Origin of the sequence: Methylobacterium sp. WL120 (assembly GCF_008039465.1) — a bacterium.
Lineage (GTDB): Bacteria > Pseudomonadota > Alphaproteobacteria > Rhizobiales > Beijerinckiaceae > Methylobacterium > Methylobacterium cerastii.
This window is the reverse complement of the sequence record NZ_VRUT01000027.1, coordinates 1-13,328: the sequence shown is the minus strand read 5'-3', so window position 1 is coordinate 13,328 and position 13,328 is coordinate 1. Positions and strand designations below refer to the sequence as shown.

The window sequence follows — 13,328 nt, the reverse complement described above, 5'->3', positions numbered from 1 at the left end:
CCTCGCTGGCGTTTGTCGAACACGCGCAGGCATAACCCGCGCCACGAAACCGGTGTTCGGCCTGACTGCGCTCGCAGGGAGCGCGCGCCGCCCCGGGGGTGCCCGGGCAGGAGGGTGCGCGAGGAGCGAATTGGACGCTCGAAGGTCGCGCGGCGCAGCCTGGGGACCGTATAGAACGATTCGAATCTGCCCGCTACCGTGTCGCGGGTGACAGTGCCGCGAGGCTGTCCGCCCCCGCGGCCTTCTCCGCCCGCCTCAGGCGGTGGCCTCCGGCGCCGGGCCGCCGAAGCAGCGCCGCACCGCCGCCCAGAACGCGGCCTGCTCGTCCCGGGTGCAGAGCGCGACCCGCGCCTCCACGATCGCGCGGCCGGCGACCGCATCGGGGTCTTGGGCCATCTCGGCTTCCGTCCGGGCTTGCGGATCGTTCACGCGAAGCTTCGCGGAGTGCGAGGGCTTGGTCATGGCGACATCCTCCGTGTCGGCGGTGCGTCCCGGCGTCCCAAGATCGCGGAACGCCGCTTGCCCCGGGACGGGGGAGGTTGCGCGGCTCCGCCGCCTCGCGCAACCGGGCAAGGCGGCGCGGGTGCCGCGGGCTTCATCGTGATCGCAGGACGCGGCAGGGCGAATGGACGGATGCGCGCCGCCATCGTAAGCCATGCGCGCGCTGGAGACTGCCATGCTCGCCCTCGACTTGCCGCCGGAGATCGAACGCCGCCTCGACGCCCTGGCCAGACGCACCGGCCGCAGCGCGGACGACCACGTGCGCGAGGCGATCCAGGACCATCTCGACGAGATCGAGGACGTCGAGATCGCGGAGAGCCGGGTCGCAGCCCTGCAGCGCGGCGAGAGCCAGGCCGTTCCCCTGCGGGCGGTGATGGACCGATATGGCTTGGCGGATTGAGTTCGAACGGTCCGCGGAACGCGAACTCGACAAGCTCGACCGAGAGACCGCCACGCGGATTCTCCGCTTTCTTCAGGATCGTCTATCGCCCTCGAACGATCCGCGAAGCCTCGGTGAAGCGCTGAAGGGTTCGCGGCTGGGCGGCCTCTGGAAATATCGGGTCGGCGACTATCGGATCATTGCATCGATCGAGGACGAGACCGTTCGGATCGTCGTCGTGCGGATCGGCAACCGCCGGGCCGTCTACCGTTAGATCGAGACGTTTCACCTCCTGAACAGGCAACCTTCGTGCGGCTGACCGTTGACGCCCTCACTTGCCGCCGCTCGGGGCGAAGGATCTTCTCCGGGCTGTCCTTCGCGATCGGTCCGGGCGAAGCGATCACCGTCACCGGCCGCAACGGGGCGGGCAAGTCGAGCCTGCTCGCGATCCTGTCCGGGCGGCTGCGGCCCGATTCCGGGCGCCTCACCGTCCACGACATGGGCGAAGCGGCGCTTCCCGAATGCTTGCACGCGGTCGGCCATCGCGACGGGCTGAAGAGCAGCCTGACGGCGGCCGAGAACCTCGCCTTCGCCCAAAGCCTGCTGGGGACGAAGCGGCTGAGCCCGCGGGCGGCGCTCGACCGGCTCGGCCTCGCCCACGCCCTGGACCTGCCGGTCGCCTACTTGTCCGCCGGGCAGCGGCGCCGGGTGGCGCTGGCCCGCCTCCTCGTCTGCGCCCGCCCGCTCTGGCTTCTCGACGAGCCGACGGCGGCCCTCGACACCGCGTCGCAGGGCGTGCTCGCCGGGCTGATGGCCGAGCATCGGGCGGCGGGCGGCCTCGTCATCGCCGCCACCCACCAGGCCCTCGGCCTCGAAGACGCGCGCAACCTCCACATCGCGCAGGCCGCCCCGCGGGCGCCCGAACCGGCGGCCGACGCGGAGGAGGTTTGGGCGTGATCCGCATCCTCGTCGCCCTCGTCGCCCGCGACCTGACGCTGGCCTCCCGCGTCGGCGGGTCGGGCATGCTGTCGCTGGTCTTCTTCCTGATGATCGTCGCGCTGGTGCCGTTCGCGCTTGGGCCCGACTTGAACCTGCTCTCGCGGATCGGGCCGGCGATCCTCTGGCTCTCGGCGGTGCTGGCGACGCTGATCGGACTCGACCGCCTGTTCCAGGCCGACGAGGAGGACGGCTCCCTCGACCTGATGACCGCGGCCCCGGTTCCGCTCGAACTCGTGGTGCTGGCCAAGGTGATCGCGCACTGGCTCACCACCGGGCTGCCGCTGGCGCTGGCCTCGCCGCTGTTCGGGCTGCTGGTGGCCCTGGACGGCACCGCCATGGCCGCGACCGCGCTGACGCTGCTCGTGGGCACGCCGGCGCTCACCTTCGTGGGTGCGGTGGGCGCGGCCCTCACCGCCTCGATCCGTCGGGGCGGCCTGATCCTCGCCGTGCTGGTGCTGCCCCTGATGATCCCGACGCTGATCTTCGGCGTCTCGGCGGCGCAGTCGGCGCTTGGCGGCACCGTGCCCTTCGCGACCCCGCTGATGATCCTGACTGGCCTCAGCCTGATCGCGGCCCTGGTCGGGACCTTCGCCGCGGCGGCGGCCCTGCGCTGGTCGGAATGAGCCCGGGACGCTGAGGCAAGAGATCGGAACAGAGGTGCAATTTCCTTTGCGCCGCACTGCCTTATCAGACGTCCTGCAGGGGCGGCGCGAAGGGTTCGCCCGCCCTGTCAGATTCGATGGGGACGTACCGATGAAGACCCTGATGTCCGCGCTGCTCCTGGCGCTTCTCGCGACCGCACCCGCCGCCGCCGCCGGCGCCTTCGCCGTGGACACCGAAGAGGGCCAGAAGGCCGGCGACGAGGGCTACGGCATCGGCTGGGGCGATTCGCGCGAGGCCGCCGGCGCCGCCGCGATGCGGCAATGCGCCAAGATGGGCAACGACAACTGCAAGGTCGTGGCCCGCTTCGACAGCTGCGGCGCCTACGTCTCCAACCGCACCACCTACGGCGTCGGCTGGGGCCGCACCGAGGCCGCCGCCAAGGAGATGGCCTTCGACAAGTGCCCGAACTGCAAGCTCGTCCTTTCCGAGTGCGAATGATCCGGGGCGCCTGAACGCCGACGGGCTTCCGGGTCCGCGAAGCACGATCCTTCCGCGCTCGACCTTGCGCCGTGGCATCATCGCGCGATATGTACGTTCTCCTGTACAGATCGGATGGTTGTCATGGCGCAAGTCGGCTTGACCGAGCTTCGGCGGAACTTCGCCGCGCATCTCGACCAGGTTGAGAACGACCGGTCGGAACTGGTCGTCACGCGGCAGAACCACGAGCCTCTCGTGATTCTGCCGCTCGCAGAACTCGATCAGCTGCGCGAGACGCTCCATCTCCTCGGCACGCCGGCCAACGCGAAGCGGCTTCTCGAAGCCGCCGCCCAGATCGAGGCCGGTGGCGGGTCCGAACACGATCTGATCGAGGGGTGAAGCTCCTCTGGGCCGACCACGCCTGGGAAGATTACCTGTTCTGGCAGGCATCCGACCCCGCAACCCTCAAGCGCATCAACGATTTGATCCGCGAGGTCCGGCGGACGCCGTTCACCGGCATCGGCAAACCCGAGCCGCTGCGTGGCAACCTGAGCGGATGGTGGTCTCGGCGGATCACCGGCTCCCACCGCCTCGTCTACCGGGTCGGCGGCCATGGTGAGACGCAGGCCGTCGAGATCCTACAATGCCGGTGGCGCTACGCCTGAGCTCGCCGGCCTCCAGCTCGGCGTCCCCCTGCGCCAGACGTGCGCATTGCCGCTGCACCGCACCCCGCGCTAAGACATGGCCCATGTCGACGCCCCTCTGGACGCGCCTGTCCAACCCGAGCCACTTCATGCGCTGGTCCGGCACGCTGGTGCCGTGGCTCGCCGCGATCTCGACCGCGATCCTCGCGCTCGGGCTGTACCTGTCGTGGTTCGTCGCCCCGCCAGACTACCAGCAGGGCGAGACCGTGCGGATCATGTTCATCCACGTGCCTGCGGCCTGGCTCGGGGTGTTCTTCTACGGCTCGATGAGCCTGTCGGCGATCGGCACCCTGGTCTGGCGCCATCCGCTCGCCGACGTGGCGCAGCGCGCCGCAGCCCCGATCGGGGCGGCCTTCACCCTGATCTGCCTCGTCACCGGCTCGCTCTGGGGCAAGCCGATGTGGGGCACCTACTGGGTCTGGGACGCGCGGCTCACCTCGATGCTGATCCTGTTCCTGATCTATTGCGGCATCATTGCCCTGTGGCGGACGATGGAGGATCCGAACCGGGCCGCCCGCTCCGTCGCGATCCTGACGCTCGTCGGCGCGATCAACCTGCCGATCATCAAGTTCTCCGTGAACTGGTGGTCGACCCTGCACCAGCCGGCCTCGATCCTGCGCATGGGCGGCTCGACCATCGACCCGTCGATGCTCTACCCGCTGCTGGTGATGATCGGTGCCGCCACCCTCGGCGGCACCACCCTGCACCTCTACGCGATGCGCACCGAGATCATGCGCCGCCGCGTGCGGACGCTGACGATCCGCGAGGCGGAGCGCCTCGACGCCGGCTCGACCGTGACGGCCTCCGAGGCCGGTCGCGCCCTGCCCCTCGGCCAGGCGGTCTGATCGCGGACGCGCCGTCCGCAAGGGAGATGCGGCTGATGACCAAGGCGAGCACGACGAAGGCGAGCACCTGCCTGTGGTTCGGCACCGACGCGGAGGCGGCGGTTTGCCTCTACGTCGACCTCGTTCCGGACTCTCGCATCGACCGCATCCAGCGCGCGCCGGGCGCGTGGCCGGGCGGGGCGGCCGGCGACGCGATCCTCGTCGCCTTCACCCTCGGCGGCCAGAGTTTTCAGGCGCTGAACGGCGGCACGCCGGCCGAGTACGGCATGGCGGCCTCGATCTCGGTCGCCTGCGCCGACCAGGCGGAGGTCGACCGGCTCTGGGCGGGCCTCACCGCCGACGGGGGCAGCGCCATCATGTGCGGCTGGCTTCGCGACCGCTGGGGCGTGCCCTGGCAGATCGTGCCGGAGGTGCTGCCGCGCCTCCTGGCCGACCCCAACCCCGCCGTCTCGGCCCGCGTCTTCGCGGCCATGCAGACCATGGTCAAGCTGGACGTCGCCGCCCTCGAGCGCGCGGCGCAGGCATGAGCGCGCTTCTGCACAAGCTCCTTCGGATTTCATAAACGCATGAGTCTCGACCTCGGCATCCACGGCGGCTTCATTCTCGCCTCCTACGCCTTCACCGCGCTGGTGATGGCGGGCCTCGTGCTCAACGCGGTCCGCCACCGGCGCGCGCAGCGGCGGGCGCTGTCCCAGCTCCAGGCGGAGGATCGCCGGTGAGCATCGAGACCCCTCCGGAGCCGGTCCGCCGCTCGCTCCTCGTCGTCGTCCCGGTGCTAGCCTTCGCGGTGCTGGCGGCGGTGTTCTTCCTGCGCCTGCGCTCCGGCGCCGACCCAGCCGCCCTCCCCTCGGCGCTGATCGGCAAGCCGGTGCCGAGTTTCCAGCTTCCGCCGGTGGCCGGCCTCACCGCCGACGGCAAGCCGGTGCCCGGCCTGTCGAGCGCCGACCTGAAGGGCGGCGTCACGGTGCTCAACGTCTGGGCCTCGTGGTGCGCGCCGTGCCAAGTCGAGCATCCGATGCTGATGCGCCTGGCGCGCGAGCCCGGCATCCGGCTCGTCGGGATCGACTACAAGGACGCCGCCGAGAACGGACGCCGGTTCCTGACGCGCAACGGCGTGCCGTTCCAGGCGGTGGGCCACGACGAGACCGGCCGCGTCGGCATCGATTTCGGTGTCTACGGCGTGCCCGAGACCTTCATCATCGGCCCGGACGGCGTGATCCGCGACAAGCTCGTCGGTATCGTCACCCCGGAAAATCTCGCCGAGGTGATCGCCAAGATCCGCGCGGCCGGCAAGGTAGCCGCGAAGTAGGCAGGAAATTCTTCGTGGGCCCTGGCGGGCCGTCCGCCGCACCGGCGGCGGCGCGCGGTCGCACTTGCCGCCGGCCGACGCCGTCGGGGCTGTCTCTGCGCGAGAACCTGCGCGCCGTTACACGTCGGACTTCTTGCGCTCGTAGCGGGTCAATAGCGGCGTCTGGGCGAGCGCGAACACGACGGTGAGCGGCATGATGCCGAACACCTTGAAGTTCACCCAGAAATCTTCGCTCTGCGTCCGCCACACCGCCTCGTTGAGCACGGCGAGCGCCAGGAAGAACAGCCCCCAGCGGAAGGTCAGCTTCCGCCAGCCCTCGTCGGTGAGCGAGAACACCGAGTCGAGCACCACCGAGAGCAGGGACTTGCCGAAGGCGAGGCCGCCGAGCAGCACCAGGCCGAACAGCGTGTTCACGATGGTGGGCTTCACCATGATGAAGGTCTTGTCCTGCAGGTAGAGCGTCAGCCCGCCGAAGACGACGACCACCACGCCCGACACCATCGGCATGATCGGCAGCCGGCGCACCAGGGCGAAGTGCACGGCGAGCGCCAGCACCGTCGCCACGATGAACACCCCGGTCGCCACGAACAGCTTCTGGTCGGGGGCTACGCCGAAGCGCTCGGCGTAGGCGTTGCCGAGGAAGAAGATCACCAGCGGCCCGAGTTCGAGCGCCAGCTTGGGGAGCGGCGCGAGGTGCCGGCGCGGGGGTACGGATTCGATCTGCATCATGCTGGCCAGGGAGCCGGAACGGGCCCATCGCGTCGATGCGTCTGTATCGATGACGACGGGTGCGGTCCACCGGGGCTGCCGGCACGGGCCGGATGCCGGCCGGCCCTGCGCCATCGTGTCCTCGCCCCCGTCAACGCGCCTCGGCGAAACGGCGGACGGTGGCCGGCACGCCCACTTCGAACGGGGTCGGCACGAAGCCGAAGCGGCGGGCGAACTTGCCGCCGTCGATCACGTAGGCACGATCCCAGGTGAATCCGACATCGGCCACCTCGCGCGCGAAGCGGTAGACCAGCCCAAGCGGCCGCAGCATCGCGAAGGGGACGGCCCACAGCCTGAGCCGCTTGCCGAGCACGCCGGCGCCCATCGTCAGCAGGGCGCGCGGGCTCCGCGTCGGCGCGCACGGAACGTTCCAGGCCTGCCCGAAATCCGCGTCGGGGGCGTCGAGAAGCAGCAAAGCCGCCCGCGCGACGTCCGGGACGTAGGCGAAGTCGTGCGCCGTGTCGGCCGGCACGAGCAGTTGCGCCGGCCGGCCCTTCGCCAGCGCACCGAATGCGAAGGCGCCGAGATGGGAGTTGGCGACGCCGGGTCCGTAGAAATCGGAGCAGCGCAGGGCCGCCACCGGCACGCGGGCTCGCGCTCCCTGCCAGATCCGGGTGACCTCGGCCAGGATCGCCGGCTTCTCGCCGCCTGCGGTCAGCGGCATGTCCTCGGTGCGCGGCGCCGTCTGCGGCCCGAGTTGGTAGAGGTTGTCGATGAAGACCAGCCGCGCCCCCGCCTCGGCGCAGCCCTCGACCACGGCGTGCATCGTTCGCGGCCAGGCCGTCCGCCACACCCGCGCGTCGTAGGGGAAGCCGACCGCGAGTACCGCCTGCGCCGACCCGTCGAGCGCGCGCCGCACGTCGGCAGGATTCAGGACGTCGCAGACCTGATGCTCGACGCCGGCCTGGAGGTCCGCCGGGCGTGTGCGGGTTGCGACCCGCACGCGGTCGCCGCGTGCGGCCAGCCGCTCGGCGATCGGCCGCCCGACCGCGCCGTAGCCGAAGATCGTGATCTGCTGCGTCATCGTCCTGTCCCTCATCGCTGAAGGCAGGACGATGCACCTCGGCGGTCACATCGAAAATTGGCGAAGTCCGTGGTCCTGCTATACGCAAACGGATGAACCACGATCCCGATTGGGCGCTCTATCGCACTCTGCTCGCCCTGCTCGACGCTGGCTCGCTGTCGGCAGCCGCGCGTGCGCTCGGGACGACGCAACCGACCGTCGCCCGCCACGTGGATGCGCTGGAGTCGGCGCTGGGCGCCGACCTGTTCGTGCGGTCGCAGCGTGGGCTCGAACCGACCGAGCTTGCGGTGTCGCTGCGCCCGCACGCGCGAACCATGGCGACGACCGCCGCCGCGTTGCTGCGGGCCGCCAGCGGCGCCCAGGGCGACTTCGCCGGGACGGTGCGGATCACGGCAAGCGACGTCGTCGGCGTCGAGCACTTGCCGCCGATCCTGACCCGGCTCAGGCGGGCACATCCTGCGCTGGCGATCGAGCTGGCGCTCTCGGACGTGGTCGGCGACCTGCTCGCGCGCGAGGCGGACATCGCGATCCGCATGGTCGAGCCGACCCAGGGGGCGTTGCTGGCGCGCCGCTTGCCGCCGGTGGATCTCGGGTTCCACGCCCACCGCGACTACCTGGACCGAGCCGGGACGCCGGCCGCCATCGGCGACCTCTCAGCCCATGACGTGATCGGCTACGACACCGAGACCCCGGCGCTTCGGGCCATGGGCGCCCGGTTGCCGCCGCTCGACCGGCGCACGTTCGCTCTGAGGGCCGACAGCAACCTCGCCCAGGTCGCCGCGATCCGGTCAGGGTTCGGCATCGGCATCTGCCAGGTGGCGATCGCCCGGCGCGACCCGGCGCTGGTGCGCGTCCTGCCCGCGATCACCCTGACGCTGCCCCTCTGGATCGTGATGCACGAGGACCTGAAGACGAACGCCCGCTGTCGCGCGGTGTTCGATGCCTTGGTCGAAGGGCTCGACCTTTCGGAGGCGGCACCCGGCGCGACGGCGACCTGCTGACGACCCGCGACTGCACTGCAGGCCGTTCGGTCCGCGTCGGGCGTCAGCCCTTCTCCAGCCCCGCGATCGCTCGCGCGAAGTCGCGCGCCGCGAACGGCTCCAGGTCGTCGACGCCCTCGCCGACGCCGATGAAGTGCACCGGCAGGCCGAACTTCGCGGCCAGTGCGATCAGGATGCCGCCGCGGGCTGTGCCGTCGAGCTTGGTCATCACCAGCCCCGAGACCGGCGCGGCTTTCGAGAACAGCTCGACCTGCGACAGGGCGTTCTGGCCGACCGTGGCGTCGAGAACCAGCAGCGTCGCATGCGGCGCCTCGGGATCGCTCTTGCGCAGCACGCGGATGATCTTTTCCAGCTCCGCCATCAGCCCGGCCTTGTTCTGCAGCCGGCCGGCGGTGTCGATCAGGAGCACGTCGGTGCCCTCGGCCCTCGCGCGCTTGAGGGCGTCGAAGGCGAGCCCCGCCGCGTCCGCGCCCTGCGCCCCGCTCACCACCGGCGTGCCGGTGCGCTCGCCCCAGACCTTCAGCTGCTCGATCGCGGCGGCGCGGAAGGTGTCGCCCGCCGCCAGCATCACCGAGCGGCCCTCCGCCTTCAGGCTGAGCGACAGCTTGCCCAGCGTCGTGGTCTTGCCGGCGCCGTTCACGCCGATCATCAGGATCACGAACGGCTTCTTGGTGGGATCGACGACCAGGGGCTTGGCCACCGGCTCCAGCGCCCGCTCGACCTCGGTCGCCAGGATCGCCCGGACCTCGTCGGGGGAGATGCCCTTCTCGTAGCGGCCCTTGCCCACGGCCTCCGAGATCCGCGTCGCGGTCTCGACGCCGAAATCGGCCTGGATCAGCGCGTCCTCCAGGTCCTCCAAGGTGTTGGCGTCGAGCTTGCGCTTCGTGAACAGGCCGGTGACCCGGTCGGACAGGGCCGACGAGGTCCGCTTCATCCCCGAGGTCAGCCGGGTCCACCAGCCGCGCTTCTCCGACGCCGGCTCCGATGCCGTCTCGTCGTCGGCGAGGGCGTCGTGAGCGAGCGCGGCCGCGACGTCGACCGGTTGGATGTCCGGCGCGCCGGCGCCGGCCTCAGGCCCCGCGTCGGGCGCGGTCACCGGCTCGCGGGCGACCGTCGTGGCGTCGGCAGGCTCGGCGCCGCGGGCCGGGTCGTCGCCGGCGGTGCCGGAGGGGGGCGTCTCGGGCTCGCCCGCGATCGGCTGAAGGTCGGCGCCTTCGATCTCGTCGGGCACTGCGTTCCGCTCGGGGTCGACCGGCGACGGCTCGGCCGGCGGCAGCGGCACGTGCGCCACGTCGTCGGCAGCCGTGGCGAAGTCCGGCTGCCCTTCCGCCGGGGAGGCGGGCGAGTCCGGCGGCGGCTCGGGGGCTTCGGTCGCGCCCTTGCGCCCGAACAGGCGGCCGAACCAGCCCGGCTTCTCGTCTTGGCTCATGTCGTCCTTGCTCCCGCGCCCCGGCACCGTTAGCCGGGAGGCATGTCGTCGCCTGCCGCATTCTCGTCTGACATAGGCGCGCGCCTGCTCTACCGCGATGCCCTGGTCCTCGTCATCGACAAGCCCGCGGGTTTGCCGGTGCATCCGGGGCCGAAGGGCGGCGAGACCCTGACCGAACACCTCGACGCCCTGCGCTTCGGCCTGCCGCGGCGTCCGGAGGCCGCGCACCGGCTCGACCGCGACACCTCCGGCTGCCTGGCGCTCGGGCGCCATGCGCAAGCGCTGGCGCGCCTCAACAAGCTGTTCGCCAACGCGCAGGCGCGGAAGACCTACTGGGCGCTGGTCGAGGGCGCGCCCCCGGACGACGAGGGCCAGATCGACCTGCCGCTTGCCCGGCGGTCGAGCGATCCACGCTCGTGGTGGATGAAGGCCGACCCGGCCGGCGACCCGTCGACGACGCGCTGGCGCGTGCTCGGCCGGTCCGCGAGCCAGGCCTGGCTCGAGCTGATCCCGGTCACCGGCCGCACCCATCAGCTCCGGGTGCACTGCGCCGCATCGGGGTTCCCGATCGTCGGGGATTCGATCTACGGCACCGCGGCCCGCCACGGCGGCCCCGGCCTGCAACTGCATGCGCGCGGCCTCGCCCTGCCGCTCTACCCGAAGAAGCCGCCCGTGGTCGCCGAGGCGCCGGCACCCGAGCACATGCGGGACGGGCTGTCGGCCTGCGGCTGGGCCGGGTGACCCTCGGACCGGGGCGGCCACGCGCCGGTTCGCTTGCGATCAGGCGGCCAGCAGCGCGCGGCCGTCGTGCCCGGCGATCGTCACGTCGAGGATCGTGCCGGGCTCGGCCGCGATCCGCACCGGCGTGAACCCTTCGGTGCGGCCGACGCCGCCGCGCTCAGCAAGCACCCGGTGCGACCGGCCGACCTCGCCGTCGAGGTGGCGGAGAAGGGCCGCCTCGCCCGCCGCACGCAGGCGCGCGGCGCGGACGCGGACGACCTCTGGCGCAACCGGCGGCATCCGCGCGGCCGGCGTCCCCGGGCGGGGCGAGTACGGGAAGACGTGGAGATGCGTCAGCCCGCATTCCGCGACGAGGTCGAGGGAGCGGGCGAACTGGTCCTCGGTCTCGGTCGGGAAGCCGGCGATGAGGTCGGCGCCGAACACCGCGTCCGGCCGCAGGCGCCGCACCGCGTCGCAGAAGCGGATCGCGTCGGCGCGCCCATGCCGGCGCTTCATCCGCTTGAGCACGAGGTCGTCGCCGGCCTGGAGCGACAGGTGCAGGTGCGGCATCAGCCGGGGCTCGTCGCCGATCGCCCGCATCAGGGTGTCGTCGGCCTCGATCGAATCGATCGAGGACAGGCGCAGGCGCGCCAGCTCCGGCACCGCGGCGAGGATCGCCAGGACCAGCGTGCCGAGGCTCTCGCCAGCGTTCGAGAAGTCGCGGCCGTAGGCGGTGAGGTCGACGCCGGTCAGCACGACCTCGCGCCCACCGTGGGCGACGATGCGCCGGACCTGCGCAATCGCCGCGTCGGGCGCCACCGAGCGCGAATGCCCGCGCCCGAACGGGATGACGCAGAAGGTGCAGCGGTGGTCGCAGCCGTTCTGTACGGGCACGAAGGCGCGGGTGTGCCCGGCCACGCCCGCGATCCGCGTCGGCTCGGCGTGCCGGGCGGCGAACACGTCGCCGACCGCGTCGCGCGGGCGGTCTGCCAGGTCCCGCCATGCGGCGGCCGAGAGCTTCTCGCCGTTGCCGACCAGCCGGGCGACCTCGGGCATCGCGGCGTAGGCGGCGGTCTCGATCTGCGCGCCACAGCCGGTGACGACGATCTCGGCGTCCGGCCGCTCGCGGTGCAGGCGGCGGATCGCCTTGCGCGCCTGCCGCCCGGCTTCCGTGGTGACGGCGCAAGTGTTGACCACGACGCGGTCGCGCCCGCGCGCGGTCGGCTCCGCGAGGCCGCGCATCACCTCGGCCTCGACCGTGTTCAGCCGGCAGCCGAAGGTCAGCGTCTCGACCGCCATCAGGCGGCGTCCTGGGCGAACAGGGCGGGCGCGAACCGGCCTTCGGCGACGAGGAAGACCGGGCCGGTCATCAGCACGTGGTCGTCGGCGCGCCACTCCACGTACAGGTCGCCGCCGGGCAGGCTCACGGTGGCCTGCCGGCCGATCATCCTGAGGCGCGAGGCGGCGACGACGGCGGCGCAGGCGGCGGTGCCGCAGGCCAGCGTCAAGCCGGTGCCGCGCTCCCAGACCCGGAGCTTGATCGCCTCCCGCCCCCGGACCTGCGCCACAGAGATGTTGGCGCGCTCGGGGAAGATCGGATGGTTCTCCAGCATCGGGCCGATCTGCCCGAGGTCGAACGTGTCGGGGTCGCGATCGGTGAAGAAGACCGCGTGCGGGTTGCCCATGTTCACCGCGCCCGGCGAATGCAGGATGGGGTCGTCGATCGGCCCGATCTGCAGCTCGATCCGCCGCGTGTCCGGGAACGGATCGCGCAGCGGGATCTCGTTCCAGGCGAGGTGCGGGCGGCCCATGTCGACGGTGAAGGAGCGTTCGGCGACGCGCTTGACCTCGACGCGGCCGGCGACCGTCTCCAGCACCAGCCGCCCGGTCTCGACGGGCCGCGCCATGGCCGGGTCGTCGAGCATCGCGTAGGCGACGCAGCGGGTGCCGTTGCCGCAGGCGCCCGATTCCGAGCCGTCGGTGTTGTAGATCCGCATGAACGCGTCGGCGCCGCGGCTCGCGGGATCGTGCAGCACCATCAGCTGGTCGAAGCTCGAGGCCGGATCGGCGGCGATGGCGCGCGCCTCCTCGGGGGCGACGCGGATGTCGGTGCCGCGCAGGTCCAGCACCACGATCGCGTTGCCGGCGCCGTGCATCTTCAGGAAGCGTCTGTGGGCGAGTGCGCTCATGCGGCCATGGTGGTTCGAACCGCGTCGTCGCGGGGGTGGGGGCCGGGCGTCGTCCGAGAGCCCGTCGGAGCACCGTATATGGCAAGGCCGGCCTCCGACGCGAGGGGCGTGGCAGATCCGCCGCGTCCGCGCGCCGTGCGATCGGAACGCGCGTGCATGGCCTCGCGAACGACGGTGTTCGTCACTACCTTCGGGCGAGACGGGACCGTGCCGATTCGGTTCGTGGCGGCCTCGGCCGTAGCCTCGACGCCCTTGTCTCCTTTTCCTTTGCCTCCACTGCCTTCCCCGGAGCGCCGCCTTGACCCGCCCTCGCCTCACGCTCGTCGCCGGCCTCCTCGCCGCCTCCGCCGCCGCCTGCGGGAGCCTGCCCGCCCTGGCGC

At 71.8% G+C, this 13,328-nt stretch carries 19 protein-coding genes; 13 read left to right on the top strand and 6 right to left on the bottom strand.

Annotation, left to right across the window (positions count from 1 at the left end; translation table 11 throughout):
• Positions 1-255 precede the first annotated feature (255 nt).
• Positions 256-462: a hypothetical protein gene (locus FV229_RS07850; protein WP_147751427.1), complete on the bottom strand. Its 207-nt coding sequence runs from the start codon at positions 460-462 to the stop codon at positions 256-258.
• 214 nt (positions 463-676) lie between these two features.
• Here FV229_RS07850 and FV229_RS07845 point away from each other — a divergent pair, with 214 nt between their 5' ends.
• The 11 genes from FV229_RS07845 (at position 677) to FV229_RS07795 (ending at position 5,817) form a co-directional block, all read left to right on the top strand.
• On the top strand, positions 677-901 hold the full coding sequence (locus FV229_RS07845; RefSeq protein ID WP_147751426.1) for a ribbon-helix-helix protein, CopG family: 225 nt from the start codon (positions 677-679) through the stop codon (positions 899-901).
• On the top strand, positions 885-1,154 hold the full coding sequence (locus tag FV229_RS07840) for a type II toxin-antitoxin system RelE/ParE family toxin (protein WP_147751425.1): 270 nt from the start codon (positions 885-887) through the stop codon (positions 1,152-1,154). Before FV229_RS07845 ends, FV229_RS07840 begins: the two co-directional genes overlap by 17 nt.
• 35 nt (positions 1,155-1,189) lie before the next feature.
• On the top strand, positions 1,190-1,837 hold the full coding sequence (gene ccmA, locus FV229_RS07835; RefSeq protein ID WP_147751424.1) for a heme ABC exporter ATP-binding protein CcmA: 648 nt from the start codon (positions 1,190-1,192) through the stop codon (positions 1,835-1,837).
• Complete coding sequence (gene ccmB, locus FV229_RS07830) at positions 1,834-2,502, top strand: heme exporter protein CcmB (protein WP_147751423.1); 669 nt, start codon at positions 1,834-1,836, stop codon at positions 2,500-2,502. The genes ccmA and ccmB overlap by 4 nt, the downstream gene beginning before the upstream one ends.
• Positions 2,503-2,632: 130 nt before the next feature.
• Positions 2,633-2,980: a DUF4189 domain-containing protein gene (locus FV229_RS07825; RefSeq protein ID WP_147751422.1), complete on the top strand. Its 348-nt coding sequence runs from the start codon at positions 2,633-2,635 to the stop codon at positions 2,978-2,980.
• Between the two features lie 123 nt (positions 2,981-3,103).
• The gene (locus tag FV229_RS07820) at positions 3,104-3,358 is read left to right on the top strand and encodes a type II toxin-antitoxin system prevent-host-death family antitoxin (protein WP_147751421.1); all 255 of its coding nucleotides are present in this window, start codon (positions 3,104-3,106) and stop codon (positions 3,356-3,358) included.
• Positions 3,355-3,624: a Txe/YoeB family addiction module toxin gene (locus tag FV229_RS07815; protein WP_147751420.1), complete on the top strand. Its 270-nt coding sequence runs from the start codon at positions 3,355-3,357 to the stop codon at positions 3,622-3,624. Before FV229_RS07820 ends, FV229_RS07815 begins: the two co-directional genes overlap by 4 nt.
• An 83-nt stretch (positions 3,625-3,707) precedes the next feature.
• Positions 3,708-4,508 (top strand): heme ABC transporter permease, encoded by an 801-nt coding sequence (locus tag FV229_RS07810; RefSeq protein WP_147751419.1) that lies wholly within the window; start codon positions 3,708-3,710, stop codon positions 4,506-4,508.
• A 35-nt stretch (positions 4,509-4,543) separates the two neighbouring features.
• A complete protein-coding gene (locus tag FV229_RS07805; protein WP_147751418.1) occupies positions 4,544-5,035 on the top strand; it encodes a VOC family protein in 492 nt (163 codons plus the stop codon).
• Between the two features lie 39 nt (positions 5,036-5,074).
• Positions 5,075-5,227 (top strand): heme exporter protein CcmD, encoded by a 153-nt coding sequence (gene ccmD / locus FV229_RS07800; RefSeq protein WP_147751417.1) that lies wholly within the window; start codon positions 5,075-5,077, stop codon positions 5,225-5,227.
• Positions 5,224-5,817: a DsbE family thiol:disulfide interchange protein gene (locus FV229_RS07795; RefSeq protein ID WP_147751416.1), complete on the top strand. Its 594-nt coding sequence runs from the start codon at positions 5,224-5,226 to the stop codon at positions 5,815-5,817. The genes ccmD and FV229_RS07795 overlap by 4 nt, the downstream gene beginning before the upstream one ends.
• A gap of 117 nt (positions 5,818-5,934) precedes the next feature.
• Here the strand turns inward: FV229_RS07795 and FV229_RS07790 are convergent, their stop codons facing one another.
• Together FV229_RS07790 and FV229_RS07785 are read right to left on the bottom strand one after the other, a co-directional pair.
• The gene (locus FV229_RS07790; protein WP_147751453.1) at positions 5,935-6,543 is read right to left on the bottom strand and encodes a septation protein A; all 609 of its coding nucleotides are present in this window, start codon (positions 6,541-6,543) and stop codon (positions 5,935-5,937) included.
• A 133-nt stretch (positions 6,544-6,676) separates the two neighbouring features.
• Entirely contained in the window at positions 6,677-7,609 is a 933-nt protein-coding gene (locus FV229_RS07785) for an NAD-dependent epimerase/dehydratase family protein (protein WP_147751415.1), read from the bottom strand.
• 92 nt (positions 7,610-7,701) lie between these two features.
• Here FV229_RS07785 and FV229_RS07780 point away from each other — a divergent pair, with 92 nt between their 5' ends.
• On the top strand, positions 7,702-8,610 hold the full coding sequence (locus tag FV229_RS07780; protein WP_147751414.1) for a LysR family transcriptional regulator: 909 nt from the start codon (positions 7,702-7,704) through the stop codon (positions 8,608-8,610).
• Between the two features lie 43 nt (positions 8,611-8,653).
• Here FV229_RS07780 and ftsY read toward each other — a convergent pair whose 3' ends face one another.
• Positions 8,654-10,039: a signal recognition particle-docking protein FtsY gene (gene ftsY, locus FV229_RS07775; protein WP_147751413.1), complete on the bottom strand. Its 1,386-nt coding sequence runs from the start codon at positions 10,037-10,039 to the stop codon at positions 8,654-8,656.
• Between the two features lie 42 nt (positions 10,040-10,081).
• Here ftsY and FV229_RS07770 point away from each other — a divergent pair, with 42 nt between their 5' ends.
• Entirely contained in the window at positions 10,082-10,780 is a 699-nt protein-coding gene (locus tag FV229_RS07770) for an RluA family pseudouridine synthase (protein WP_147751412.1), read from the top strand.
• A 39-nt stretch (positions 10,781-10,819) separates the two neighbouring features.
• Here FV229_RS07770 and mtaB read toward each other — a convergent pair whose 3' ends face one another.
• Both mtaB and dapF read right to left on the bottom strand, forming a co-directional pair.
• On the bottom strand, positions 10,820-12,058 hold the full coding sequence (gene mtaB, locus FV229_RS07765; protein WP_147751411.1) for a tRNA (N(6)-L-threonylcarbamoyladenosine(37)-C(2))-methylthiotransferase MtaB: 1,239 nt from the start codon (positions 12,056-12,058) through the stop codon (positions 10,820-10,822).
• Entirely contained in the window at positions 12,058-12,948 is an 891-nt protein-coding gene (gene dapF, locus FV229_RS07760; RefSeq protein WP_147751410.1) for a diaminopimelate epimerase, read from the bottom strand. The genes mtaB and dapF overlap by 1 nt, the downstream gene beginning before the upstream one ends.
• Positions 12,949-13,328: the final 380 nt, after the last annotated feature.

Bases quoted from the DNA above. Each gene is read 5' to 3' on its own strand.
- FV229_RS07850 (WP_147751427.1), bottom strand. From the start codon at position 462: ATGACCAAGCCCTCGCACTCCGCGAAGCTTCGCGTGAACGATCCGCAA.
- FV229_RS07845 (WP_147751426.1), top strand. From the start codon at position 677: ATGCTCGCCCTCGACTTGCCGCCGGAGATCGAACGCCGCCTCGACGCC.
- FV229_RS07840 (WP_147751425.1), top strand. From the start codon at position 885: ATGGCTTGGCGGATTGAGTTCGAACGGTCCGCGGAACGCGAACTCGAC.
- FV229_RS07825 (WP_147751422.1), top strand. From the start codon at position 2,633: ATGAAGACCCTGATGTCCGCGCTGCTCCTGGCGCTTCTCGCGACCGCA.
- FV229_RS07820 (WP_147751421.1), top strand. From the start codon at position 3,104: ATGGCGCAAGTCGGCTTGACCGAGCTTCGGCGGAACTTCGCCGCGCAT.
- FV229_RS07810 (WP_147751419.1), top strand. From the start codon at position 3,708: ATGTCGACGCCCCTCTGGACGCGCCTGTCCAACCCGAGCCACTTCATG.
- FV229_RS07805 (WP_147751418.1), top strand. From the start codon at position 4,544: ATGACCAAGGCGAGCACGACGAAGGCGAGCACCTGCCTGTGGTTCGGC.
- ccmD (WP_147751417.1), top strand. From the start codon at position 5,075: ATGAGTCTCGACCTCGGCATCCACGGCGGCTTCATTCTCGCCTCCTAC.
- FV229_RS07790 (WP_147751453.1), bottom strand. From the start codon at position 6,543: ATGCAGATCGAATCCGTACCCCCGCGCCGGCACCTCGCGCCGCTCCCC.
- FV229_RS07785 (WP_147751415.1), bottom strand. From the start codon at position 7,609: ATGACGCAGCAGATCACGATCTTCGGCTACGGCGCGGTCGGGCGGCCG.
- FV229_RS07780 (WP_147751414.1), top strand. From the start codon at position 7,702: ATGAACCACGATCCCGATTGGGCGCTCTATCGCACTCTGCTCGCCCTG.
- ftsY (WP_147751413.1), bottom strand. From the start codon at position 10,039: ATGAGCCAAGACGAGAAGCCGGGCTGGTTCGGCCGCCTGTTCGGGCGC.
- FV229_RS07770 (WP_147751412.1), top strand. From the start codon at position 10,082: ATGTCGTCGCCTGCCGCATTCTCGTCTGACATAGGCGCGCGCCTGCTC.
- mtaB (WP_147751411.1), bottom strand. From the start codon at position 12,058: ATGGCGGTCGAGACGCTGACCTTCGGCTGCCGGCTGAACACGGTCGAG.
- dapF (WP_147751410.1), bottom strand. From the start codon at position 12,948: ATGAGCGCACTCGCCCACAGACGCTTCCTGAAGATGCACGGCGCCGGC.